The sequence below is a fragment of the Allosphingosinicella deserti genome (genome assembly GCF_003012735.1).
GTDB lineage: Bacteria > Pseudomonadota > Alphaproteobacteria > Sphingomonadales > Sphingomonadaceae > Allosphingosinicella > Allosphingosinicella deserti.
In genome coordinates this window covers 656,955-680,564 of the sequence record NZ_PXYI01000001.1, presented here as the reverse complement: position 1 = coordinate 680,564, position 23,610 = coordinate 656,955, and the positions used below count along the sequence as shown (strand labels likewise).

Below are 23,610 nucleotides of genomic sequence, written 5' to 3'. Positions count from 1 at the left end.
ATGCAACACGCGGCATCCGATCCGTCCGTCGGCGGCAAGGCGGGAGCGCTCGCGCGGCTGGACTCGGCCGGCTTCGACGTCCCACCCTTCTTCACGATCGTCGGCACGCCCGATCCTTCGGCTCTTGCCTCGGCCCTCGCGGCGCTGGGTGCCGGACCTTATGCCGTGCGATCGTCGGGCCTTCAGGAAGACGGCGCGGCGCACAGCCATGCCGGACAGTTCGAGTCGATCCTCAACGTCGGACCGGCCGATGTTCCGGCGGCGGTCGAGCGGGTCGCCGCGTCGGGCGAGCGTGACGGTATCGCCGCCTATCGCGCGGGCCACGGACTGGAGGGCGGTGGACGGCCGGCGGTGATCGTTCAGGCCATGATCGATGCGGAGTTTGCGGGCGTCGCCTTCTCCGCCGATCCCGTCACCGGGCGCCGGGACCGTATCGTGATCTCCGCCACCGCAGGACTCGGCGACCGTCTCGTCGCCGGAGAGATAGACGGCAGCACCTGGTGGATCGACACCACCAGCGAAAGGGTTGCAGACGCGAGCGGGGACGATGCCCTGCTCTCCCCGGCCCAGCTCCAGGCCGTGGCGGCCCTGGTCCGGCAAGTCGAGGCGGCGTTCGGCGGGCCGCAGGACATCGAGTGGGCCTATGCCGGCGACCGCCTTCACCTCTTGCAGGCGCGCCCGATCACCTCCCCAATCCGGGAGGCGCCGATCGCCGATGACGGTATTGCTGTGTTCGACAATTCGAACATCGTCGAAAGCTATCCGGGGATCGTCTCGCCGCTGACCTTCACATTCGCCGCTTATGCCTATGCGCGCGTCTATACCGCCTTCGTCGGCCTGCTCGGGGTCTCGTCGGCAGCGATCGGCGCCAATCGCAACGTGTTCGAGAACATGCTCGTCCGGGTGAACGGTCGGGTCTACTACAATCTCGGCAACTGGTACCGCGCGCTCGCCTTGCTGCCCGGCTACGCACTCAATCGCGGCTTCATGGAAACGATGATGGGCGTCGGTGCGCCGCTCCCTGCCGAAATGGCCGCGCGGCTCGAGGTCGCCCCTGCCACCGGATGGGCGAAGACACGCGAATATGGCCGGCTTGCGAAGGTCGCGTTCGGTCTCCTCCGCGAAGCCGTCGGCCTCCCCGCACGGGCACGCGATTTCCGCCTGCGGCTCGACCGCGCCCTCGCGGCCACCACCCCGGAGCGTCTCAAGGCGATGCCGCTGACCGAGCTCGCCGCCGAATATCGCCGGATCGAGAGCGATCTCCTGGATCGGTGGGACGCGCCGATCGTCAACGACTTCCTGTGCATGATCGCCTTCGGCGCGTCGCGGCGCCTGCTCGAGACGTGGCTGGCCGAGGACGGACTGCAGATCCACAATGACGTCCTGATCGGCCAGGGCGACATCATCTCCGCCCGTCCGGCGCAGTTGATCCGCGCGATGGGCGCCCGCGCCGCCGACGATCCGGGTCTGATTGCCGCCCTCGAAGCCGATGATCGGGCCGCGCTCGCGGCCAGTGCGATCGCGCCCGACATCGCCGCCTATGTCGCCGAATTCGGGGACCGCTGCACCGAGGAGCTGAAACTCGAAAGCGTCACCCTGGACGAGGATCCCCGCTCGCTCCATGCGGCGATCGCTGCGGCGGCACGAAGCCGCGCCGCGCCACCCGTCCGCAATTCCGATCCTTTCGCCCGGCTTCATGCCGGCCTGCGCGGCCGGCCATTGCGGCGGATGGTTGCCGGGGCGCTGCTGCGCTGGACCAAGAACCGCGTCCGCGACCGCGAAAATCTTCGCTACGAGCGCACCCGGATCTTCGGCCGCGCACGCCGCCTGCTGCTTGCGGTCGGCCGCCAGTTCCACGCCGCCGGGCTGGTCGAGGATCCCCGCGACGTCTTTCTGCTCACCATCCAGGAAGTGCTCGGCACGATCGAGGGGTTCGCGGTGAGCTTCGACCTTGCCGGCCTGGCAGCCCTCCGCCGCGGCGAGATGGAGCGCGCTGCCGCCAGCCCGGATCCCGGAGAGCGCCTCATCGTCCGCGGCGGCGCCTATACGGCACTGACGGCCCTTTCGGCCGCACGTTCCGAGGAAGAAGGGACGGAGCGCAAGGGCACCGGCTGTTCGGCCGGCCGTGCGACCGCCGTCGCGCGGGTCATCGCCGATCCCCGCGGCCAATCGATCGCGGCCGGCGAAATCCTCGTGGCGCGCCACACCGATCCGGGCTGGATCGCCCTGTTCGCAAGCGCGTCGGCGATCGTCGTCGAGCGTGGCAGCCTGCTCTCGCACTCGGCGATCGTCGCACGCGAGCTCGGCATACCCTGCGTCGTCGGCCTCAAGGGCGCGACCGACTGGATCCGGGACGGCGAAACGATCGAAGTGGACGGTGCCAGCGGTCTGGTCCGGCGGTGCGCGCCATGACCACCGAGATCGCCGGCAAAGCGCGGTTCGAGGCGATCCGCTACGCACAATTGTGGGAAGATGCCGACATTCTCTGCGAGGCGCTTGGCCGGCGGACCGGCGGAACCCTGGTCTCGATCGCGTCGGCTGGAGACAATGCGCTCGCCATGTTGCTCTGCGATCCCGCGCGGGTGATCGCGGTCGATCTCTCCCCGGCCCAGATCGCCTGTCTTCGCCTCCGCATCGCCGCCTGGCCGGTGCTCGACCATGGCGAACTCGTCGAGCTGCTCGGCTTCCGGCACTCGCAGCGCCGCGGCGCCCTGCTCGATCGCGTGCTCGCCGCTGCCGACGCGGACACCGCCGCTTTCTGGGAAAGGCTGCGGCCGCAGGTGATCGCGCATGGCGCCGGCGCGATCGGGAAGTTCGAACGCTATTTCGCGCTGTTCCGTGACCGGCTGCTGCCGCTCGTCCACTCGAAGCGGACGGTCGCAGCGATCTTCGAGCCCCGAAGCGCCGAGGAGCGCGCCCGCTTCCTCGACAAGCGATGGAACAATCGCCGATGGCGCTGGCTGCTCAAGGGCTTCTTCTCGCGCCGCGCAATGGGTGCGCTCGGCCGTGACCCCGCCTTCTTCGATCATGTCGAGGGCAGCGTCTCCGATCACGTCGCCCGCCGCATCCGCCATGCCTTCGTTGACAACGATCCCGTCGCGAATCCCTATTTGCGCTGGATCATGACCGGCGCGCACGGCTCGCGCCTGCCGCTTGCATTCCGGCCCGAACATCATGCGACCATCGCAGATCGGCTGGACCGCCTGGACGTCGTGCTGGGCACGATCGAAACGCTGGCCGAAGGAGGGCTGCGCGCCGACGGCTGGAACCTGTCGGATATCTTCGAATATATGTCGCCGCAGTCGTTTGCCGCAACCTATGGCGGGATCGTCGACGCCTCCAACCCGGGCGCACGGATGGTCTACTGGAACATGATGGTGCCGCGCAGCCTGCCGCCGGAACATTCCGGCCGCGTCCATCCACGCCCCGACATCGCGGCTCCGCTTGCCGCCCGCGACCAGGCCTTCTTCTACAGCCGCTTCATCGTCGAGGACGTCCGCTGAGCATCCCCATCGCCTTGCTGATCCTGGCGGGGTCGATCGGCGCGCTGCTCGGCGTGATCGCGCTGGTGCGGCACGTCGGCCGGAATCTCGCCTGGCTGCCCGAGGTTCAGCGCAAGTGCGTGCACATCGCCATCGGCCTCTACGCGCTGGTGCTGCCGTGGCTGTTCGACTCCGCCTGGCCGATCGTTCTCCTGATCCTCATCGCGCTCGCGCTGATGCTGTACCTGCGGACGCCCGCGTCTCGGACGACCGGCCTCGGCAGCACGATCCATGCGGTCGAGCGCCGCTCCTTCGGCGACGTCTGGCTGGCGCTGGCCATCGGTTTCGTCTTTCTACGGTCGGGCGACACCTACATCCTCTATGGCTTGCCGGTGGCGGTGATCGCCCTTTCCGACGCGGCCGCCGCGCTGACCGGCACCACCTACGGACGCTCGCGATTCCAGCTCGAAGCAGGGGTGAAAAGCTGGGAGGGCGTGGTCGCCTTTTTCGCGGTGACGTGGATCGTCGCGATGGTGATGCTCCTCCTGCTCACCGATGTGCCGCGCCTCAACGTCGTCGTGCTCGGCGTCGCGATTGCGGCGTTCGGCGCGGTCGTCGAGGCGGTCTCGTGGCGCGGACTCGACAATCTGTTCGTTCCGGTGTGCATCCACTTCTTCCTCGCCGGATACCTCTACGCGACACCGGAGGCGCTCGGGCTCCTCGCCCTGATCTTCTTCCCGGCGGTGCTCGCGGCGGCTATGCTCCAGAGAAGGCTCGGTCTCAGCGCCCATGCGAGCCGGGCATTCCTGATCGCGATCTTCTTCTTCCTGGGAGTCAGCGGTCTGTTCGGCACCATCCTGCCCTTGCTTGTCATGGGCGCGCACCTGATCGCCCGCCGCCGCAATCCGTGCCGCGGCGAGCATCCCGATCTCGATCTCATCGCCACTTTGTGCGGCACCGGGCTGATCTGGTATTTCGTCGGCGAGAGCACGGAGCGATCGGGGATCAATCTCTACAATCTCGCGATGACCGGCATTCTCCTCGCTTATGTGATGATCGCGCTCGGATGCGACCGGCGCTGGGCGCTGCCTGCCTATGTCGCAAGCCTTGCCCTCTATGCCGGGCTGATCGCGGTCGGCCCCGCTTACGGACGCTGGGTCTTGTGGGCGAACTGGATCGCGGCCCTGTCGCTCGCCCTTGTCCTCGTCACATTGCTGGCGCGGTCCGGCTGGACGGAGCGGTGGCGGGGGCCGAGAATTGCAGCCGTCGCGAGCATCGTGCCGATGACGGCCTATCTGACGCAGGCGGTGTTCCGATGACGGATTTCGAGCTCTCGATCGATGGTGCGCGCTGCCGGGTCTGGCCGGACGGCCCCTTGTGGGACAATAAGCCGGCCGCGGCGATCGGCAGGCTCGCATTCGACAACCCGGATGCTGGCGCATCCTTGCTGCGCCTTGCCTGCACAAGGCTTCAGGGATCCGGTAGGACGGCGGTGCTGGCGCCCATGGATGGCGACACCTGGCACCCCTATCGCGCCGTGACGGAGAGCGACGGCTCGCCGCCGTTCGCGCTCGAGCCGGTTTCAGGCGCGCACGATGTCGAAGCGCTGAAAGCCGCGGGCTTCGGCCCGGTGAGCCACTATGTCTCGGCACGCGCGCCGGTTCCTGAGCCCGGCCTCCCGGCGCCTGAAGTCCCCGGGATCATCGTTCGCCCCTGGGACGGCAGTGGCGCCGACGCCCTGCTCGATCGCCTGTTCGCACTCGCGGCGGGATCGTTCGCCGACAAATCCTTCTTCAAGCCGATCGGGCTGGACGCATTTCTGGCGCTATACCGTCCCCTGCTCGGCGCCATCGATCCGCGCTTGGTGCTGTTCGCGTTCGGCGAGACGGGAGACCTTGCAGGATTCCTGTTCGGCCTTCCGGATCTCGCCCAGGGTCCCACCCCCAATTCGGCGATCCTCAAGACCTATGCGAGCCGCCGCACCGGAATCGGCCACCTGCTCGCGCACGCCTTTCACGAACAGGCTCGGAACCTCGGCTACGGCAACGTCATCCACGCGCTGATGCACGTCGACAACATCTCGGCCGATCGCAGCGTCAAGCATGGCGGCAGCGTCATGCGCCGTTACACTCTGTTCGGCCGCCGGGACGGCGGGTGAACGTCCTCGAAGCCTTCGCACGGCAGGTTGCCGACCATCCCGATCGCCCGGCGATCATCGATGGACGCGGCCGGACGACCACCTATGTGGAGTTGGACCGTCGCGCCGCCGCGCTCGCCTCGGCGTGGCGGGCACGGGGCCTGAAGCGCGGCGACCGGGTTCTGATCGCCCTCCCGCTCGACGCGGACCTCTATGCCGGTCTCGCGGCCTTGTGGCGGATCGGGGCGGCCGCCGTCCTGCCGGAGCCCGCGCTTGGCCTGTACGGCCTCCGCCACGCCGTCGCCGCGACAGCCCCGCGCGCCCTCCTTGCCGCCGGTCTCTACCGCCTGCTGCCCTGGATCGCGCCTGCCGTTCGCCGAATTCCGCTTCGGCTCGGGCTCGGCCACGCCGCGGGACATGCCGATCCCGAAGACGTTCCGCCCGACACCCCCGCCTTGATTTCCTTCACGAGCGGAACATCGGGCGCGCCCAAGGCAATCGTGCGCACCCACGATTTCCTCGTCGCGCAGGATGCCGCGGTTGCCCCGCTGATCGACGCCCGCGGCCGGCCCGAGGTGGACCTCGTCGCCTTCCCGGTGTTCGTGATCGCCAATCTCGGCCAGGGGATCACCTCGGTGCTGCCGAACTGGCGGCTGCGCGATCCGGCCGGGGCAGCCGGCGCAGCGATCCGCAGCCACGCCGAGCGTCATGGCGTGAGCCGGCTGCTGCTCAGCCCGGCCCTGGCTGAGCGGCTCGCCAAGAGTGGCTTCCCGTCAGGCGCGCACACCTTGTTCACCGGCGGCGGCCCCGTCTTCCCGGATCTGGTCGCCCGCATTGCGGAAGCTGCACCGGCGCTGCGGACGGTGTCGGTCTACGGCTCCACGGAGGCCGAGCCGATCGCCCATGTCGAAGCCTCGCACATCTCAGCCGGGGATTGGGCGGAGATGCGGCGCGGCGCCGGCCTGCTTGCCGGCACCCCGAGCGAAAGGGCGCGGGTGCGAATTGTGGAGGACGAGATCTGGGTGGCCGGCGGCCATGTCGTCTCGGGCTATCTCGATCCGGCCCATGACCGCAGCACCAAGGTGCGCGACGATCAGGGAATCACGTGGCACAAGACCGGGGACGGCGGCCGGTTCGACGAGGCGGGTCGGCTGTGGCTCCGCGGCCGGATTGATGCACGGGTGGGCACGCTCTGGCCGTTCGAAGTCGAGGCGCGGTTCCGCCTGCTTCCCGGCGTCGAACGGGCGGCGCTGTGCAGCCGGGCTAGCCGCCCCGTGGTCGCCATCGAGGGCGATGCCGCTTGCCTGCCGGTCTGGCGAGACGCTGCAGACGATATGCGGGCCGAAATCGTGCACATATCGCGCATCCCGATGGACCGGCGTCACGGCTCGAAGGTCGACAAGCCTGCCTTGCAGCGCCTCGTTGAGCGCTGAACCGGTTTACGGGACCAGGGTCACGTCATCCTCGCCGAAGCGCAGGCCGACGGTCAGCAGCGCCCGGAACTCGTTATAGCCGCCGCGGCCGGGAAAGAAGGCGTGGAAGAAAAGCTGGGGATTGCCATTGACGCCCGGCGCGACCGAAGCGTGGCCTGGCGCGACCCAGCTCTCCGTCGATTGCAGCAACGGCTCGGCCCGCTTGCGATAGGGACCGAGCGGGTGATCGGCGACGGCAACGCCGATCCCGTAGGACGGCGTGGTAAAATCGTTGCCGGCATAGAAAAGCCAGTAGCGCTCGTTCTGCCGGGTCACCCACGGCCCCTCGATCAGATGGCCTTCCCACTCGAGATCGTTGGCGAGCACTTCTGTGCGGACGCCGACCAGGGATTTGCCGTCCATCGCCAGCGGCTGGGCATAAACCGGAGTCCGCATCGCCTTCAGGATCGTGTCGGCCAGTCCCGACTCGCGCAGCACGTGCTGGACCTTGGGCCAGGAAGCCAGCGCAGCGCGGATCAGCGGCTGCATCAGGAAGAAGCGTTCCATCGGCCGCCGACCGTCGGCCCACGGCTTGATCGCCGCGGCGAAGGCGGCGGTTCTGCGATCCTGCTCGGTCGAGAACAGGCGCTCAATCAAGTCGGGATGGTCGCGCAGCAGTCCGGCAAGCGGGCGCGGCCAGAGGCCGTTCGTGTCCTCTTTCCAGAACAGGATCGGGCAGCCGTCGGCATCGATGAAGATGTGCGCGTCGATGACGCCGCCGCCGAGCAGGGGCCGGCCGTTGTCGACCCATGGGCCGGCAGGACGATCGCTCCGGGCGAGGCCGATCGAGAGGACGTTGTCGGTGCCCCGCGCCGTATAGGTCAGCCAATATTCGTCGCCGACCCGCGCCATTTCGGGGGCCCAGAAGTCGCCGACCTGCACGCCCGAAGCGGCCCACACCGGAGTTTCGCCTTGGGGGAACACGAAGCCGACCGGCGCCCAGCCTTCGAGATCGTCGGAGCGGAGGATCGGAAAGGCATCGGGCGCGTCGTTCGACGTCGCGACGAGGTAATAGCCTTCGTCGGTCTTGAGCACCGCCGGATCGCCATAGCCGCACAGGATCCGCGGCGAGAGATTTTCACGGATCAGCGGCCGCCAGGGGGGCTCGCGGCGGCCGTCCGGTACGCCGTCGAAATGACGGGGCAGCCGCGTTCCGAAATCCCGGGCGAGTTCCGCGTAGAAGTCGGCGTAATGATGCTGCTCGCGCCCGCCGATGCGATAGCGGCGCGGCGCGCCGTCGCTGAGGGTAACGACGAGGACGGTTGAATCACCGTCTTCGCTGGGCTGGACGTCGAAGGCGAACGGCGTTTCACTGCTCATCCGCCGCGCAATAGCCGCGATCGGCGGCTGCCTCCAGCGTCAGCGGCAACTCGGCGCCGGCGCGAGGGAGAACGACAGGGCGCCACGGATATTTGTGCCCTTCTCCGTGAGGCCAGCATGAAGGTATCGGCACCTTCCCGTCGGTGTCGCAGCCTTTGCTCCCCCAGCCGGAAGCCCCCCCTTGCGGCTTTGCCGCGGCGGCGCCGTCTCATTCACTGAGACGTCGACCCGTCGGTCGCGCGCGGTAGGGGAATATTCATGGCTGGTGCCAGGTGGCGCGTTGGCAGCGTGCCGGAGGGGGAGACGCCGCTTCCCCCGTCTCGGGATCGGGCCAGAGATGCATGGACTCGCGACGCGATGGCCCGATCGCTGGAGGATGCTGCGTCTTCCGCCGGCGATCTGAGGCTCGAAGAATTCGCCGGCTGTCTTCCCGCCCTGCCTGGTCGCTTTGCGCCTTGAGGCAGGGGGGCTGATACCGACCCTTGTGTTCCACCGGGCGATCCGAGCGATACACGCCCGCGAGTCCCGCCGAGTCGCGAACATGTTCATTTCTTTCCTCTATACCTGTTATTGCAGTGAGCGTTCCGCGCATGTTCCTCCTGCTGAGCATAGTTAGCAGGTATAAGCAGTTCCACCTGGGTCAGGCAAAGCACCTAAAGCAGTGATTACAATAGGTGTTTCTCGGTCGATTGGGAATGCGAGGTTCTGGAACCACCTTATCACCATTATGGACATGTTCCGCTTTCGAGCGGTGTTGCGCCGACTTTGCTCCAATGTTAAGTTTGGAGAACAGTTCAGCTCGCGAGTTGGAGCTCTACATATCGGACTCGTTGGCGCGGATCTTCCCGGCGCGTCCGATGTCGTGAACTCAGACATCCTGCCGCACTCGCCACCGGCAAGTGAGAGCGTGATCGCGAGGCAATGCAACGGTGATTCGCTTGAGGCGATAGCCACCTGAGCGCTCTTGCGAGAATAGGCAATATATTAGCAGCCAATAGCTAATATAACGATTGGCTCAAACGACGTTATTTTGATACATATCACCGTAACCATGCATTTCTTTATTGACTGGACCAGCAACGTTACGTTTATTATGCATCGATCACATGACTCGCTATGATCTGCTCTTCTCAGTATGCGAATGCAGTTTCGAAGGGTTAGCAGATCACGATCAAATAATTGGCAGCGGTCATATTCGTCTCATTTCGAAGTCCGCCAAGGAAGGGTCTTGCGCTGCCGCAAGGATCACAGGCAGCCAAGCATGCACCATTAGGCCTTGTGCTTGTTTGATGCAGAACTTCTGGCGCAGTCGCGCACGTGGAGTGCGCTCACCTGCGCAATGTTTTCGCCGCCCGGGCATGCGCCTGGAGGGGCGTCACCGTATGCCTGACCGCGACGTCGGCTCCAGGCAGTTTGGAAACGCTTGCACAAAGGGGACGCGTGATGCCAGTCGCAGTGAGCTATCCCGGCGTCTATATCGAAGAGATTCCCAGCGGGGTGCGGACGATCACCGGGGTCGCGACCTCGATCGCCGCCTTTGTCGGCCGCACCGCCAGGGGTCCGATCAACGAGCCCGTCGTGGTCAACAGCTTCGGCGACTTCGAGCGGCGCTTCGGCGGCCTCGCCGTCGATCGGCCGCTCAGCTATGCCGTGCGCGACTTTTACGTGAACGGCGGCGGTCAAGCGCTGATCGTCCGCCTTTTCACCAATCCCGACGCACCGGCCGACGCCCTTGCCCGGCTGAATGTCGACGGACTCGTGCTGGCGGCGGCAAGCCCGGGAACGTGGGGTCGGAAGCTGCGCGCCACGATCGATACCGACGTTTCGGAAGAAGTCCGCGCCCGGCTCGCCCTTTCGGCAACGGACGCGCTGTTCAATTTGACGCTGCGCTACGGCGATAGCAGCGAAAAGTTTCTCAACGTCGGTGTCGCAGACAATTCGCGCCGCATCGACCGGGTGCTTGCCGCGGAATCCAATCTGGCCGTCTGGTCATCGGCAACGCCGCCCGACCCGGCCACCGACAAGCTTCCGCTGCTGGCGAAGGCGGTCACCGCGTCGCAGGCGCTGAAGGATGCGCTCGCCGCCGACCCGCAGGTTCCGGCAGACATCGACAAGGCGCGCAGCGACCTTTCGAAGGCGAACCTCGCGCTCAGCGATCCTGCGGGCCAGGCCGAGGGCGAGCTCGCGGCGGCGGTCGCCTCCGGCGATCTGGCCAAGGTCACGGCTGCGCGCGAGAAGGTGCGCGCTGCCGAGCTCGCGATGAAGGGCGATGAGGGCAAGCCGCTTGACGCAGCGGCGTATATCGGCACGCAAGCCGACAAGACGGGCCTCTATGCTCTCGACAGCGCCGATTTGTTCAACTTGCTGTGCATCCCCCCGGACGTCCGCGGCGTGAGCATCGGCGCGACGGTCTATCAGAGCGCGATGGAATATTGCCGCCGGCATCGCGCGATGCTGCTCGTCGATTCCCCGTTCGAGTGGAGTGCGAACCCGGTCACCGCACCGGGCGACGCGGTCGCAGGCCTCCCGGCGCTCGGCCTCAGCGGAGACGGAGCCCGCAATGCCGCGCTCTACTTCCCGCCGCTGCTCGAGGCCGATCCGCTCCGCGACGGCCAGACCGACCTGTTCGTGCCCTGCGGCGCGATCGCCGGGATCATGGCGCGGACCGACAGCACCCGCGGCGTGTGGAAGGCGCCCGCAGGGCTCGATGCAGCGATCAACGGCATCCAGGGACTCGCGGTCAAGCTCAACGATGCCGAGAACGGGATGCTCAACCCGCTCGGAATCAATTGCCTGCGCGCTTTCCCCACCAACGGGCGTGTCGTCTGGGGCGCACGCACGCTGCGCGGCGCCGATCAGCTGGGTGACGAATATAAATATGTGTCGGTTCGCCGGACAGCCTTGTTCATCGAGGAAAGCCTGTATCGCGGCACCCAATGGGTCGTCTTCGAGCCCAACGACGAGCCCTTATGGTCCCAGATCCGGCTCAATGTCGGCGCGTTCATGAACGGGCTGTTCCGCCAGGGCGCGTTCCAGGGGAAGACTCCGGCCGAAGCCTATTTCGTCAAATGCGACAAGGAAACGACGCCGCAGAACGACATCAATCTGGGGATCGTCAACATCGTCGTCGGCTTCGCACCGCTCAAGCCCGCCGAGTTCGTGATCGTCAAGCTTCAGCAGATCGCTGGACAGATCCAGGTCTAGGGGAGGCAGTAAATGGCACAGTTCAGCGTCAATGCGTCACGCTTCGATCCTTACAAGAACTTCAAGTTCCGGGTGAAGTGGGACGGGCGGTATGTTGCCGGCATCAGCAAGGTGACGGGTCTCAAGCGCACCACCGAAGTGGTCAAGCACCGCGAAGGCGGTGATCCATCGAGCAGTCGCAAATCACCGGGCCGGACCGAATTCGATGCGATCACGCTCGATCGCGGAGTCACCCATGATGTCGAGTTCGAGCAATGGGCGAACAAGATCTGGAATTTCGGATCGGGCCTTGGCGCCGAGACTTCGCTCAAGGACTTCCGCAAGGATCTGATCATCGAAGTGCTCAACGAGGCCGGGCAGGTGGCGCTCGCCTATAAGGTCTTCCGGTGCTGGGTGTCCGAATATCAGGCGCTCCCCGATCTCGACGCAAATGCCAACGCAATTGCGATCCAACACATCAAGCTCGAGAACGAGGGCTGGGAACGCGACTATGAAGTCGCCGAGCCTGCCGAACCGACCTTCACCGAACCCGCCGCCTAGTCCGATGGCGGCGCCGGACCCTTCCGCGATCCTTGACGTATGGGAACGCGGCCTCGGGCAGCCGCTGCAGCGCCAGGTCGTGGCGCTGCTCGCCGCCGTGAGGCCGGGGACCTCCCAGTCGGATATCGCCGCGCTGCCGCTCGGCGCGCGCGACGCAATGCTGCTGGACTTGCGCGAGGAGCTGTTCGGGCCGGCGCTCGCCACGATTGCCACTTGCCCGCAGTGTAGCGAACAACTCGAGGCGAATTTCGCGCTCGAAGATGTCCGCGTTTCTCCGACCGCCGCCGCCGAGGTCGATCTGGTGACCGTCATTGCCGGGCGCGAGATCCGGCTTCGACCACCCGCGACCGCCGACCTGCTCGCCATCCCTTCGGGCGCTGATGCCGAGGCGGTCCGGACGATCCTGCTCGAGCGCTGCGTAACCGGGCGCGATGTCGAGGGTAAACCGGTCGCGGCCGCCGCCTTGCCGGCAGCGGCGATCACGCCGATCATCCAGAGCATGGCCCGCGCCGATCCGCAGGCAGTCGTCGAGCTCAACCTCGCCTGTGCCGCCTGTGGTCATCACTTCGTCGCGATCTTCGACATCGCTGCCTTCCTGATGCGCGAGATCCACGGCTGGGCACGACAGATCCTGCGCGACATCGACAGCCTGGCGCGCGCTTATGGATGGCGCGAGGCGGATATTCTCGCGCTCAGCCCGGCGCGCCGCCAGATCTACGTCGAGATGGCGGCGTCATGAGCGGGGGCGGCGCCGACTTCCTGTCCCTCGTTGCCGCGCGGGCGATTGGCGAAATGCCACTGGTGGAGCCGCGCCTGCGCTCCCGTTTCGAAGCAGAAGCGGGTTCGTCGCGTCTGCGTGCCGACTCAGACGACCGCATCGAAGAGGCCGTCGAGACTCAAAGTGGGTGGTCGGCGCCCGCACTCCGCCGGGCCGCGATCGGCCCGCAAGCCGGCTTGTTGCCGCTCGTTCCGGACGTCGAGGAAGCGCCGCCCGCTCCTCCGGTTGCGCGGCGGCCCCGGCGTCCGCTCGAACCCGACGGAGATCCGCGACCAACCGCAATGGAACCTGACGCCCGGTCCTCGCCTGATCGCAGTCCGCGCAACGTGCCGCACGCCGAACCTGCGATGCTCCCGGTCGCGCCGCCGCCAATCCTCGCCACGCCGATGCCTCCACAGCAGCCCATCGCGGCCGAGGCGCCGGAGCCCCGCCTCGCGCCGCCCAAGCGAGATGCGCCCGTCGCTGCACCACCGGCCGTCGCTCCACCCGCCGCAGCCACCCCCGCGCCCGCGCCGGCGCCGAGTCGCACACCGACGAGGCCGGAGCCGACGCCGCAACCGGCGCCGCCGGTGCTCCGGCCGGTCGCAACACCGCAAATTGCGCGTGAGCCGCGCCGCGGCGAACGGCGCCGTCCCGAACCGCTTCCGCCGCCCGAGACCGTGGTCAACATCGTCATCTCCCGGATCGACGTTCGCGCGCAGGTTCCCCCACCGCAAGCCGCGCCTGCGAAAGCCCGCGTCGCAGCACCCGCGCCGCAGAGCCTGAGCGAATATCTCCAGCGCCGCGAGGCTGCGCGATGAGCAATGCCCGCGCCATCGCCGCCGCCACGGCCACCCTGCGCAACCTGCTGCTCACCCAAGTGCCGCTGATCGACAGTGATCTTTCGGACATCGAAGTCACCACCCAGCCGCTCGACCTCGCGCGCAAGAACATCACCAAGGCGCAGCTCAACTTATTCCTCTACGAGACCCCCATCGCCGCGGCGTGGCGCAACCACGACGTGCCCGGGATCGTCCGCCCAGGCGAGACCGGCACGCCTCCACTCGCAATCAGCCTGCGCTATCTCCTCACCGCTTACGGCCGCGGGGAGTCCGACAATGACGGGACCAGCCACCGAGTTCTCGGCAGCGCGATGGGCCTGCTCAACGATCACCCGCTGCTTGGGGCGGCCGAGATCTCGGCGGCATTGGCGAACAACGATCTTGGCAATCAGATCGAGCGGGTCCGGATCACCTGGCATCCGCTCGGTGTCGAGGAGATGTCGAAGCTCTGGACGATCTTCCAGACGCAATATCGCCTCTCCGCCGCGTACGAAGTCGGCATCATCCTGATCGACAGCCGTCGCCCGGTGCGCGCACCATTGCCAGTGCTCAAGCGTGGATCGGAAGATCGCGGCGCAATCGCTGTCGCTGGGCTGGCACCGGTTCTGGAACGGCTGACGCTTCCGCGATCACAATCGGCGATTCGGCTCGGCGAAGATTTCGATCTGATCGGCAGCAATGTCTCGGCATCGGACAGCGAGGTTGTGATCAGCAGCGCGCTGCTCGACGCCGACATCGTGCTCCCTCCGTCGGCGAGCGATCGGCCCGACACGCTCAGCGTGCACATCGACGATGTCGCCGACGACCCGGATGCCTCGTCGCGCTGGCATCCCGGTTATTATCTGCTCGTCCTGACGCAGGCGCGCCCCGACGTCCCGCCGATTTCGAGCAACGCGGTGGCGCTGGCGCTAGCGCCGCGCATCGTCGTGACGCCGCTTGCCGCCGCTCCAGGCGACGTCGCGATCACCATCCGATGCGCTCCCCGTATCCGCGACGGACAGCGCGTGCTGCTGCTGTTCGGCGATCGTCAGGTCAAGCCCGACAGCGTCACCAACCCGGCCGACCCGCAGCAGCCGACCGAACTCACGTTCACCGTGCCCGACGTCGCCGCTGCTGGCGATTATGTCGTGCGGCTGCGCGTCGACGGGGTCGACAGCATCCCTGCCATCTCCGCGGGGACTCCCCCGCTCCCCGCTTTCGATCCCGCACAGACGGTGGTCGTCGCATGACCGAGGTTGACCGCTGGCTCGCCGCGAACGGCGCCTACCTCAACCGCGAGCTCATCGCATTGCGTAAGCGGATCGTCGCTCTTGCCGAGCGCGCGGAAGCCCATGATCCACCTGCGCCTGCCGTTGCGGTCCAACCCAAGGCCGCCGGTCTGCGCCGCTGGTTCCGCTCCGGGGATTCGTCACGCAAGGCCGAGCCGGTCGCAGCGCCGGTCGACGCGCTGGCAGGCCCCGAAGCCTCGGAGGACGCGGCCGAGGCGCCGGACACGCGCTACGTGCCCGCACTCGCAGTGCTCGCGCAACGCCTCGGCCTCAGCGATTTCGAACGGCAGTTGCTGCTGATGTGCGCCGCCATGGAATTCGACACCGGCTTCGGCGCATTGTGTTCCCGGGCACAGCGGGGAGCGAGCAACAAAGGACCCACGTTCGAGCTCGCGCTTGCCGCGCTGGAGAACCCGGCCTGGGACGTGATGTCGCCCGAACGGCCGCTGCGCTATTGGCGGCTGATCGAGATCCACCAGCCCGCCGCCCAGCCACTGATTGCCAGCGCACTTCGCGCCGATGAGCGAATCGTCAATTACATCAAGGGCCTGAACTATCTCGATGACCGGCTCGCGCCGCTGGTCGAGACCATCGTCGTTGAGGGAGGCGCGGCATTGCCGCCCAGCCAGTTGGCCCTCGCCGACGCGATCTCCGACTGTCTCGCCGACGGCGCCCAGCCGCCCTTGTTCCAGCTGCTCGGCGATTCGGCCGCGTCGAAGCTCGCCGTCGCGCGCGAGGTCTCCACGCGCGCCGGCATGCGGCTGTACCGCCTGCGCGGCGAGACCGCGCCCGCAGCGCAAGGCGACAGCGAGACGTTCGTGCGACTGTGGCAGCGAGAGGCGGCATTGCTTCCGCTTGCCCTCTATATCGACGCCGAAGATGTCCCGCCTGCACAGGTTCAGGCGGTCGAGCGGCTGCTCAACCGCTGCGGTGGACTCGTCTTCGTCGCCTCGAGGCAGGCGTGGCGCGACGTTGTCCGGCCCAACATTGTCTTCGAAGCCGCCAGACCGCTCCCGGCGGAGCAGCGCCAGTTGTGGATCGATGCGCTCGGCACCGATGGCGGAAGCCAGGCCGACTTGCTCGCCGGGCAATTCAACCTCGATCAATCGGCGATCGGCGCGATCGCCGCGGGTTCAGCGGCGAAGGACGGCGACTCCGCACGGCGCGACGAGATGCTTTGGGCCGCCGCGCTCGACCGGACTCGCCCGGCACTTGATCAGCTTGCCCAGCCGATCCAGCCCCAGACCGACTGGGACGACATTGAACTGCCGACGCGCGAACGCGCCCAACTCGCCGAGATCGCCGCCCAGGTACGAAATCGCACCGCCGTGTATGACGATTGGGGGTTCCGGGCCCGGCTCAGCCGCGGGCTCGGGATCAGCGTGTTGTTCGCCGGCGACAGCGGCACCGGCAAGACCATGGCGGCCGAAGTGCTCGCCCGCGAGCTCAAGCTGCTCCTCTATCGGATCGACCTGTCGGGCGTGGTCAGCAAGTTCATCGGCGAGACCGAGAAGAACCTGCGCAAGCTGTTCGACGCGGCCGAGGATGGCGGCGCGATCCTGTTCTTCGACGAAGCCGATGCGCTGTTCGGCAAGCGCAGCGAAGTGAAGGACAGCCACGATCGCTACGCGAATATCGAAATCAACTATCTGCTACAGCGGATGGAAGGCTATCGCGGCCTCGCGATCCTCACCACCAACATGAAATCGTCGCTCGATCAGGCGTTCGTCCGTCGGCTGCGGTTCATCGTCAATTTCCCCTTCCCAGCCGCGGCCGAGCGCGCGGCGATCTGGCGCAAGGTGTTTCCGCCGGCCGTCGATACCGCCATGCTTGATTTCGGGCGATTGGCCAGGCTCAATCTCACCGGCGGCAGCATCCACAATATTGCGCTCAACGCCGCCTTTGCCGCGGTTGCGTCGGGTGGAAGCCTGACGATGCCGATCGTCCTCGAAGCAGCCCGCAGCGAGTTCCAAAAGCTCGACAAGCCGATCAACGACTCGGACTTCCGTTGGCTGGAGAGCGTGGAGGGCGCGGCATGATCGTCAACCTGCAAATCGATCGGCTGGTGCTCGAGGGTCTCCCCTACGGCTCTCACCACGCGCCGCTGATCCGGGCCGCGGTCGAGAGGGAGCTGGCACGGGTGATTGCGCAAAACGCTCTTGAGAGTGGCCTTCGGCTCGGTGCTGTCGCTCGGGTCGGCACCAACCCGGTCCGCACCCAATCGGCGCCGGTCGAGAACACCGCCACACAGATCGCCGAAGCAGTCTTCGGAGAACTCGTTCGATGAACCGCCTCTCCGTCCATAAGGGTGAGCCCCCAGCGGCCGCTGCTACCCCAAGGCTGCCCCTGCTCCAGCCCAAATGCGCTTGTCGGGGGGATATGTCGACCGGCACGTGCACGTCGTGCAGCAAGCCTGGAGCGGGGCACTCCGAGGACTTGGGCGGCAACGGTGCTTCGATCGAACTTCCCACTGGGTCTAGTCGGATGGCACGATCCTCGTTCACGCCGCGTAACTGCTTCCATGCTCGTCGATCGGGCGAGGCGCGCCTCGGCCCGCTAGTGCAGGCGATAGTGAAGACGGGACTGGAGCGATTGATCCGGGCGGCGCCGCTCCGAGGGATCAAGAGCGCAAACGCCAGAAGCTGGGGCCAACAGGTGGGCCAATCGACTTGCGAGGAAATCGAGCGATGACGCGGGAGAGTTTGCAGCGGGTCGCATCCGGCGCTTCAGCCCACAGGACGCTTGGCCCGGGGCTGCTGCAGCGGCAATGCGCATGCGGCACGCACGCGCCTGGCGGGGGAAGCTGTGCGAGCTGTAACGGCAAGAAGGACGGCCTGTTACAACGTGATCCCGCGCAGTCGACTCATCCCTTACCGCTCCCGCCGATAGCGCCGCTGGTGCAGGACATGCGCCCGAAGAGCGACGACGAGATGAACGAAGAAGCGCTCAAGAAACTTGCCGAAGCCTTCCTGGAAACCAGCGTTGGGAAAGGAATCAAGGATCGTATCGTTCAAGGCTTGTTCGGGTCGGCGCCGCAGATAGTGGCGTCGGGATCCGTCGCTCTGGCAACGATCGGAACGCTCGCGATCAAGCACCAGAAGCTGCCTGCGCAGATTCCGGCGATTCCGCTCGACTTCCTGAAGCCTGGATTGAGCGTGGAACTGACCTGGAACGGCCCGGTCGACAAGCCGACCGACGGCATGATCACGATCAAATTCTCTCCCCCCAATGCCGTCAAGACGCGCGACTATGCTGCCGAGACGCGCAAGATGGCGGCGGACCAAGCCCGCTTTCGCGAAGGCCTCAGATTCCCACCGAGCTCGCCGGAAGCGGAGCGGGAGGCCGAATTTCAGCGCAAGATGCTGCCGCGCTTGGGTGGCGTGGATATCGAGGCAATCATCAAGCGCTATCGCAATCTCGGCGTGGCGCCTCCGGTGCCGGGCAATCTGCAATTGACGCTACCCGAATTGCTGCAGCCGCCGAAATTGAATTCGCCTTTCGGCGACCAGTTCAAGCTGCGCGCGCCCGAGCCCCTGCGTTTGAAGGACGACGAAGCATTGCAGCGAAAGCTCAGCATCGGAGCCTCGAACGATCCGATGGAGATCGAGGCCGATCGGGTCGCCGATCAGGTGCTCGCGGCGTCGCTTACTTCCGGGATCGGTGATGCGCGGCCGATCATCCAGCGTTTCGCCAATGGTCCGCAATCCGAATCTTCTGCCATCCCGAATAGCGTCCACCATACGCTCGCCAGCAGCGGCGCGCCCCTCGATCAGCAATTGCGGCACGATATGGAGGGCCGCTTCGGCCACGATTTCAGCGCAGTGCGCGTCCACACCGGCACGTCTGCGGCGCAATCGGCCCGCGACGTCAGTGCTAACGCCTATACGGTCGGCAACGACATCGTGTTCGGCCCAGGCAAATTTGCGCCGGGCTCCGCCGGCGGGCGACATTTGTTGGCGCACGAACTGACGCATGTCGTGCAACAAGGTGGTGGCGGTGAGCGTGTGCAGCGTAAACCCGTCGACGGGACGCACCCGCTTGGAAGCAGCCGCAGAGAAGCGGATCAGGATAAAGGCTCCACTCGGGGCGGAGCGACCATTGGCGATGCTGCGCAAAATCTTCCAGCGGTGATCGAGCCTGTCCTGGACGCGCCCGGTCAGCCGCTCGATTCGAATACGCGCGCGTTCATGGAGCCGCGTTTCGGCCACGATTTTAGCAGCGTCCGCGTTCATGACGGCGCGGCGGCGGCAAGTTCCGCGCGGGCAATCGACGCGCTGGCCTACACTGCCGGACACCATGTCGTATTCGACCGCGGCCGCTACGCGCCGGAGACAACCGAAGGGCGCGCGCTCTTGGCGCATGAGCTTGCCCATGTCGTTCAGCAACGCTCGATGCCCGGAACGGACTTCGGGACCGTCGGTGCCACGCCCGCGGCGGAGCAAGAGGCGGACGCCGCCGCGGCCCGCATCGTCTCCGCTCGCCCTGCCGGGCCGATCCCCGCAGCCGTCGCGCCATCCGCCGGACATGCTATTGCGCGCGCGAGCCCCGATGCAGTCGGTTATGTCATGCGGCTTGGAGAAGCAGCGCGGACCGGACTTCAGTTCTGGCCAACGAACGTCGTGGACAGCGTCGTCGGGCCGGTCTCGGTGCGAGGCGGCCTATACGACAGCGGCGCCGACCGCCTGAATGTGATCCTCGGCGAGAATCTGACGCCCAATCGCGTTGCGGCACAACTTCTGCCGCTCTGGACAACCGCGACTCCGTTCACACCGCCCGGGGCCGCGGGGCCCCTGCCGCTCGACATCATCACTGCCGCCGAACTTGCCCGGGCGCTGCTGGTCTATAATCAAACCTTCCTGCCGGTTCCGGCGATGACGAACTGGCGCGCTGGCCTGCGCGTGCCGCTACCGGTCCAAATCGATAGCGCCACGCACATCGCGACGGTCCACCCGCTGCAGATCCGCGCGCTCGCGAGCGGCTTCGATCCCGCCTGGGTGCCGTTGCTGGACCGCGCAGCCGGCGCAATCGGCGCACCCAATGTCGCGACGATCCAGGCTGCAGTCGGCCTGTTCCTCGTGGCAGAAACAACACCCCTGGCACGCGGCATCGGGCTGAACGCGCGCGCCGTGACCAACGCAGTCGCCGAGCGCCCGTTCATTCAGGAGGCATTCCGCCAGCTCGGTGCGGCAGGGTTCGACGTTGCTCTCGAATTCATGAACAACTTGCGCAATCCCGAAGCCGCTTTGCTGGCATCGCAAGCGGACGGCGCTGCGATCCTTGCCACTATACGAACAGCGCTCGGCACCGCACCGGCTGTTCTCACGACGGCGCAGCAGGATGGTGTCACCCGCGCAAACCTGATGTTGGCCGCGGTCGCTGGCGTAGCGGCACGCGCCGCGCCCGGAGACGCCCGTGCGCGCCCGGAAAAGACGATCACCGTCGATACGCTCAAGCTGGATGGCGCTACGCACAATCCGGCCGACGATGTGCGCGAAGCCGACGCAATCCTGTCGCAATGCAATGTCCGCGTGCGGCATGGCGTGTCGAGAGAGGCGACGCCCGTGCAGACCACCGGGTTGATCAACGACACCGATTTGCGGTCGGGCAACAATTGCGCGTCGCCTGGTCGCGAGGAACGCGCCCTGTTTGTCGGGGGCGCGGCTGCTTTCGGCTTCGGCGCGCGATTTCAGGCCTTCTTCGTCCACAGCGTCAGTGGAATCAGCGCCAGCGGTTATTCTTGCCTCTCGGGAACTGCGCATGCGGCAATGCGCAATAAGATCGTCGTGGTCGACACTGGCGACACCGCCACGCTGGCGCACGAGCTCGGGCATATCCTGATCAACCTGGGCCCGCATACTGCCAGCGGGCTGATGAGTCCTCGCCCCGCTGCCCCGGCGATGCGATCGCCGCAGGTCACCAACCCACACTGCACGCGTCTGTACGACAATGTTTGAGGCCGCCGCATGACCTCCTTCCCCCGCTCGCCGCGCCTGATCAAAGGCGGCATCGTTCTGCTCGATCCGAGATCGGGCGCGCTGCTGCGGACGATTGCGTTGCAATACAACCCCGACACGCTGACCCGCAGCCTCGCAATTCAAGCCGTGGGCGAGGGCGACCGGCTCGAGGCGATGCGGCTCAAGGGCCCGCCGACGGAGACGATCAAGCTCGAGGCCGAGATCGATACGGCCGACCAGATCGAGTTCCCGGATCAGAACCCGGCCGCTGCCCAGCTCGGAATCTTTCCGCAACTCGCCGCGCTGGAGACCATTATCTACCCCACCAGCGCCAGCCTCCAGTCCGCCGAGAGCCTGGCGCGATCGGGCACGCTGGAAATCGCTCCGGCGGAATCCCCGCTGACAGTGTTCGTGTGGAGCAAGACCCGCGTGCTGCCGGTACGCATCACCGAGTTCAGCATCACCGAAGAGGCATTCGACCCCAATCTGAACCCGATCCGCGCCAAGATCAGCCTCGGCATGCGCGTGCTGTCGGTGAGCGATCTGCCTTCGGGGCACAAAGGCGCGAGCCTGTTCATGGCCTATCTGCAAACCAAGGAACAGCTCGTCCAGCGCAGCCCTGGCGCCGCGCTCGGCACATTCGGGATCGGAGCAATCGGATGAACCTGCTGTTTCCACCGACCAGCCGCTACGCCGCCGTCGAGACCGCGACGATCGAGGATTCCGACGGCACCGTCACGATCTATCTCCGCCGTCGTTTTCTGCCCCAGCCCGCGCGTTTCGCAACGGTGCGCGAGCATGTCGTCTCGCAGGGCGAGCGGCTCGACAACGTCACCGCCCTCTACTTCGACGATCCCGAGCAATTCTGGCGGCTCTGCGACGCGAATGGCGCGATGCGGCCGACCGATCTGCTGGCGCGGATCGGGCGCAAGCTGCGCATCACTCTGCCCGAAGGCGTGCCGGGGGCGCCCAATGGCTAATCTCACCCTCTCCCTGCTGATCGGACCTGCAGTGCCGATCCCGGCGCCGCAGGACGTGATCGACGCGCTGACCGGGATCACCGTCAACCACGATGCCACCCGCAGCGGTTTCCAGCTCACCTTCGCGGTGAGCAAGGACTCGCCGTTGCTCACCACGATGCTGCCCGTGGGCTATTTCGACCCGATCTCCACCCGCGTCGTGATCATCGCCACGATCGGCGGCTTCCCCCATGTCCTGATGGATGGGCTGGTCACCCAGCAGCAGCTGCAGCCGTCCAGCGACCCGGGGGAATCGACCCTGACCATCACCGGCGAGGATCTGAGCGTCGCGATGGACATCGTTTCGCTCACCCGCCCCTTCCCGGCGATGAACGAGCTCGCTATCGTCAACCTGATCCTCGCGCCCTACCTCGCCCTCGGCATCGTGCCGATGGTGATCCCGCCGATCGTGCCCATCGTCCAAACTCCGGTCCAGGGCTGGGATACCCAGACCAACCAGACCGACCGCGCCTATATCGGCCAGATCGCCGCACGCTGCGGCTACGTCTTCTTCGTGCGCCCGGGCCCGCTGCCGCTCCAGAGCGTCGCCTATTTCGGCCCGGACGTGGACCTGCCGATCCCCCAGCCGGCGCTGTCGATCAACATGGACGCGCATACCAACGTCGAATCGCTCAGCTTCACGCTCAATGGTCTCGCCAAGAAGATCCGCGTGTTCACGATCTTCGATCCGTTCACCCGCAAGATCCCGATCCCCGTCCCGCTGCCCAACGTCAACGCGTTCAAGCCCCCGCTCGGCCTCCGCCCCACTCCGCCGGCGCGGATCGAATTCGACACCGCCAGCGCCAAGCTTTCGCCCGACAAGGCGGCACGCAACATCCTCGGATTCCTGCTCAACAAGGACAATGCCGCGGCGATCAGCGGCAGCGGTTCGCTGGACGTGATGCGTTATGGCCATGTGCTCGAACCGCGGATGCTGGTCGGGGTGCGCGGCGCGGGCCTTGCCTATGACGGCCTTTATTATGTCGACAGCGTCACCCACACGCTCAAGAAGGGCAGCTACAAGCAGGATTTCACGCTCTCGCGCGATGGCCTGATCTCCAACACCCCACTGGTGCCGGCATGAGCGGGCCGCCTTTCTGGGGAAAATATCGCGGGACGGTGCTCAACAACATCGACCCGGAGATGCGCGGCCGTCTCAACTGTATGGTCCCCGACGTGCTCAGCGTCGTGCCCTCGACCTGGGCCGAGCCGTGTACGCCGCTGGCTGGGCCGACAGGACCGCCGATGGGCGTCTACCTGGTCCCGCCGATCGGTGCCGGCGTGTGGATCGAGTTCGAGCATGGCGATCCCGATTACCCGATCTGGGTGGGCTGCCGCTGGGGCTCCACTGCGGACGTGCCGCCGATGGCCAAGGCCGGGCTGCCGCTGAGCCCCAGCATCGTGCTGCAGACTGCGGGCCAGAACATGGTGGTGATCAGCGATCTGCCCGGCCCCGCCGGCGGAATCATGATCCAATCGGGCGCATCGATCGTATCGATCAATCAAACCGGGATCTCGCTGGTCGCGCCCAAGGTCGAGATCACCGCCGCGACTATCAATCTGCTTGGGATCACCGACGTCAACCAGGGTGCGCTCAAGGTCACTTAGGGGAGGG

The 23,610-nt window shown here is 66.5% G+C and carries 20 protein-coding genes; 17 read left to right on the top strand and 3 right to left on the bottom strand.

The features are described from left to right. Genes C7I55_RS03115 through C7I55_RS03100 form a run of 5 tightly spaced genes read left to right on the top strand, consistent with a single transcriptional unit; the run spans position 1 to position 7,052 of the window. Positions 1-2,412, top strand: a complete 2,412-nt coding sequence (locus tag C7I55_RS03115) for a PEP/pyruvate-binding domain-containing protein (protein WP_158266263.1) — start codon at positions 1-3, stop codon at positions 2,410-2,412. Then, positions 2,409-3,503, top strand: coding sequence for a DUF3419 family protein (locus tag C7I55_RS03110; RefSeq protein WP_106511667.1), 1,095 nt, complete (start codon positions 2,409-2,411; stop codon positions 3,501-3,503). The genes C7I55_RS03115 and C7I55_RS03110 overlap by 4 nt, the downstream gene beginning before the upstream one ends. A gap of 14 nt (positions 3,504-3,517) precedes the next feature. Then, a complete protein-coding gene (locus tag C7I55_RS03105; RefSeq protein WP_106511386.1) occupies positions 3,518-4,801 on the top strand; it encodes a diacylglycerol/polyprenol kinase family protein in 1,284 nt (427 codons plus the stop codon). Beyond that, on the top strand, positions 4,798-5,640 hold the full coding sequence (locus tag C7I55_RS27975; protein ID WP_158266262.1) for a hypothetical protein: 843 nt from the start codon (positions 4,798-4,800) through the stop codon (positions 5,638-5,640). The genes C7I55_RS03105 and C7I55_RS27975 overlap by 4 nt, the downstream gene beginning before the upstream one ends. Further along, positions 5,637-7,052 carry an AMP-binding protein gene (locus C7I55_RS03100; protein ID WP_158266261.1) on the top strand — a complete coding sequence of 472 codons (1,416 nt, stop codon included), beginning with the start codon at positions 5,637-5,639 and terminating at the stop codon, positions 7,050-7,052. The genes C7I55_RS27975 and C7I55_RS03100 overlap by 4 nt, the downstream gene beginning before the upstream one ends. A 6-nt stretch (positions 7,053-7,058) precedes the next feature. Here the strand turns inward: C7I55_RS03100 and C7I55_RS03095 are convergent, their stop codons facing one another. Beyond that, positions 7,059-8,411 (bottom strand): glycoside hydrolase family 43 protein, encoded by a 1,353-nt coding sequence (locus C7I55_RS03095; RefSeq protein WP_106511384.1) that lies wholly within the window; start codon positions 8,409-8,411, stop codon positions 7,059-7,061. Positions 8,412-9,854: 1,443 nt separating this feature from the next. Between C7I55_RS03095 and C7I55_RS03090 the strand changes: the two genes are divergently transcribed. Genes C7I55_RS03090 through C7I55_RS03060 form a run of 7 tightly spaced genes read left to right on the top strand, consistent with a single transcriptional unit; the run spans position 9,855 to position 17,309 of the window. Then, entirely contained in the window at positions 9,855-11,615 is a 1,761-nt protein-coding gene (locus C7I55_RS03090) for a phage tail sheath family protein (protein WP_106511383.1), read from the top strand. A 12-nt stretch (positions 11,616-11,627) separates the two neighbouring features. Beyond that, on the top strand, positions 11,628-12,155 hold the full coding sequence (locus C7I55_RS03085) for a phage tail protein (protein ID WP_106511382.1): 528 nt from the start codon (positions 11,628-11,630) through the stop codon (positions 12,153-12,155). After that, entirely contained in the window at positions 12,106-12,894 is a 789-nt protein-coding gene (locus C7I55_RS03080; RefSeq protein WP_158266260.1) for a T4 family baseplate hub assembly chaperone, read from the top strand. Before C7I55_RS03085 ends, C7I55_RS03080 begins: the two co-directional genes overlap by 50 nt. After that, positions 12,891-13,733: a hypothetical protein gene (locus C7I55_RS03075; protein WP_106511380.1), complete on the top strand. Its 843-nt coding sequence runs from the start codon at positions 12,891-12,893 to the stop codon at positions 13,731-13,733. Before C7I55_RS03080 ends, C7I55_RS03075 begins: the two co-directional genes overlap by 4 nt. After that, positions 13,730-14,983 carry a DUF4255 domain-containing protein gene (locus C7I55_RS03070; protein WP_106511379.1) on the top strand — a complete coding sequence of 418 codons (1,254 nt, stop codon included), beginning with the start codon at positions 13,730-13,732 and terminating at the stop codon, positions 14,981-14,983. The genes C7I55_RS03075 and C7I55_RS03070 overlap by 4 nt, the downstream gene beginning before the upstream one ends. Next, entirely contained in the window at positions 14,980-17,061 is a 2,082-nt protein-coding gene (locus tag C7I55_RS03065; protein ID WP_106511378.1) for an ATP-binding protein, read from the top strand. Before C7I55_RS03070 ends, C7I55_RS03065 begins: the two co-directional genes overlap by 4 nt. Continuing rightward, on the top strand, positions 17,058-17,309 hold the full coding sequence (locus tag C7I55_RS03060) for a hypothetical protein (RefSeq protein WP_106511377.1): 252 nt from the start codon (positions 17,058-17,060) through the stop codon (positions 17,307-17,309). Before C7I55_RS03065 ends, C7I55_RS03060 begins: the two co-directional genes overlap by 4 nt. Positions 17,310-17,892: 583 nt before the next feature. Here C7I55_RS03060 and C7I55_RS28435 read toward each other — a convergent pair. Together C7I55_RS28435 and C7I55_RS28430 are read right to left on the bottom strand one after the other, a co-directional pair. Next, positions 17,893-18,474: a hypothetical protein gene (locus C7I55_RS28435; protein ID WP_199192694.1), complete on the bottom strand. Its 582-nt coding sequence runs from the start codon at positions 18,472-18,474 to the stop codon at positions 17,893-17,895. 6 nt (positions 18,475-18,480) lie between these two features. Beyond that, entirely contained in the window at positions 18,481-18,831 is a 351-nt protein-coding gene (locus tag C7I55_RS28430; protein ID WP_199192693.1) for a hypothetical protein, read from the bottom strand. Between C7I55_RS28430 and C7I55_RS03050 the strand changes: the two genes are divergently transcribed. From C7I55_RS03050 to C7I55_RS03030, 5 genes are read left to right on the top strand one after another with little or no spacing between them, the layout of a single operon-like run. Next, positions 18,811-20,976 carry an eCIS core domain-containing protein gene (locus C7I55_RS03050; protein WP_199192692.1) on the top strand — a complete coding sequence of 722 codons (2,166 nt, stop codon included), beginning with the start codon at positions 18,811-18,813 and terminating at the stop codon, positions 20,974-20,976. The genes C7I55_RS28430 and C7I55_RS03050 overlap by 21 nt on opposite strands. A gap of 9 nt (positions 20,977-20,985) precedes the next feature. Continuing rightward, positions 20,986-21,639 (top strand): hypothetical protein, encoded by a 654-nt coding sequence (locus C7I55_RS03045; RefSeq protein ID WP_106511376.1) that lies wholly within the window; start codon positions 20,986-20,988, stop codon positions 21,637-21,639. Continuing rightward, complete coding sequence (locus tag C7I55_RS03040) at positions 21,636-21,956, top strand: hypothetical protein (RefSeq protein ID WP_106511375.1); 321 nt, start codon at positions 21,636-21,638, stop codon at positions 21,954-21,956. Before C7I55_RS03045 ends, C7I55_RS03040 begins: the two co-directional genes overlap by 4 nt. Then, positions 21,949-23,079 carry a hypothetical protein gene (locus C7I55_RS03035; protein ID WP_106511374.1) on the top strand — a complete coding sequence of 377 codons (1,131 nt, stop codon included), beginning with the start codon at positions 21,949-21,951 and terminating at the stop codon, positions 23,077-23,079. Before C7I55_RS03040 ends, C7I55_RS03035 begins: the two co-directional genes overlap by 8 nt. Further along, the gene (locus C7I55_RS03030; RefSeq protein WP_106511373.1) at positions 23,076-23,603 is read left to right on the top strand and encodes a phage baseplate assembly protein V; all 528 of its coding nucleotides are present in this window, start codon (positions 23,076-23,078) and stop codon (positions 23,601-23,603) included. The genes C7I55_RS03035 and C7I55_RS03030 overlap by 4 nt, the downstream gene beginning before the upstream one ends. Positions 23,604-23,610: the final 7 nt, after the last annotated feature.

What these genes read in the sequence shown, in the direction of transcription:
- C7I55_RS03115 (WP_158266263.1), top strand. Translation starts at nt 1, where the DNA reads ATGCAACACGCGGCATCCGATCCGTCCGTCGGCGGCAAGGCGGGAGCG.
- C7I55_RS03110 (WP_106511667.1), top strand. Translation starts at nt 2,409, where the DNA reads ATGACCACCGAGATCGCCGGCAAAGCGCGGTTCGAGGCGATCCGCTAC.
- C7I55_RS27975 (WP_158266262.1), top strand. Translation starts at nt 4,798, where the DNA reads ATGACGGATTTCGAGCTCTCGATCGATGGTGCGCGCTGCCGGGTCTGG.
- C7I55_RS03095 (WP_106511384.1), bottom strand. Translation starts at nt 8,411, where the DNA reads ATGAGCAGTGAAACGCCGTTCGCCTTCGACGTCCAGCCCAGCGAAGAC.
- C7I55_RS03090 (WP_106511383.1), top strand. Translation starts at nt 9,855, where the DNA reads ATGCCAGTCGCAGTGAGCTATCCCGGCGTCTATATCGAAGAGATTCCC.
- C7I55_RS03085 (WP_106511382.1), top strand. Translation starts at nt 11,628, where the DNA reads ATGGCACAGTTCAGCGTCAATGCGTCACGCTTCGATCCTTACAAGAAC.
- C7I55_RS03080 (WP_158266260.1), top strand. Translation starts at nt 12,106, where the DNA reads ATGAAGTCGCCGAGCCTGCCGAACCGACCTTCACCGAACCCGCCGCCT.
- C7I55_RS03075 (WP_106511380.1), top strand. Translation starts at nt 12,891, where the DNA reads ATGAGCGGGGGCGGCGCCGACTTCCTGTCCCTCGTTGCCGCGCGGGCG.
- C7I55_RS03070 (WP_106511379.1), top strand. Translation starts at nt 13,730, where the DNA reads ATGAGCAATGCCCGCGCCATCGCCGCCGCCACGGCCACCCTGCGCAAC.
- C7I55_RS03065 (WP_106511378.1), top strand. Translation starts at nt 14,980, where the DNA reads ATGACCGAGGTTGACCGCTGGCTCGCCGCGAACGGCGCCTACCTCAAC.
- C7I55_RS03060 (WP_106511377.1), top strand. Translation starts at nt 17,058, where the DNA reads ATGATCGTCAACCTGCAAATCGATCGGCTGGTGCTCGAGGGTCTCCCC.
- C7I55_RS03050 (WP_199192692.1), top strand. Translation starts at nt 18,811, where the DNA reads ATGGAGGGCCGCTTCGGCCACGATTTCAGCGCAGTGCGCGTCCACACC.
- C7I55_RS03045 (WP_106511376.1), top strand. Translation starts at nt 20,986, where the DNA reads ATGACCTCCTTCCCCCGCTCGCCGCGCCTGATCAAAGGCGGCATCGTT.
- C7I55_RS03040 (WP_106511375.1), top strand. Translation starts at nt 21,636, where the DNA reads ATGAACCTGCTGTTTCCACCGACCAGCCGCTACGCCGCCGTCGAGACC.
- C7I55_RS03035 (WP_106511374.1), top strand. Translation starts at nt 21,949, where the DNA reads ATGGCTAATCTCACCCTCTCCCTGCTGATCGGACCTGCAGTGCCGATC.
- C7I55_RS03030 (WP_106511373.1), top strand. Translation starts at nt 23,076, where the DNA reads ATGAGCGGGCCGCCTTTCTGGGGAAAATATCGCGGGACGGTGCTCAAC.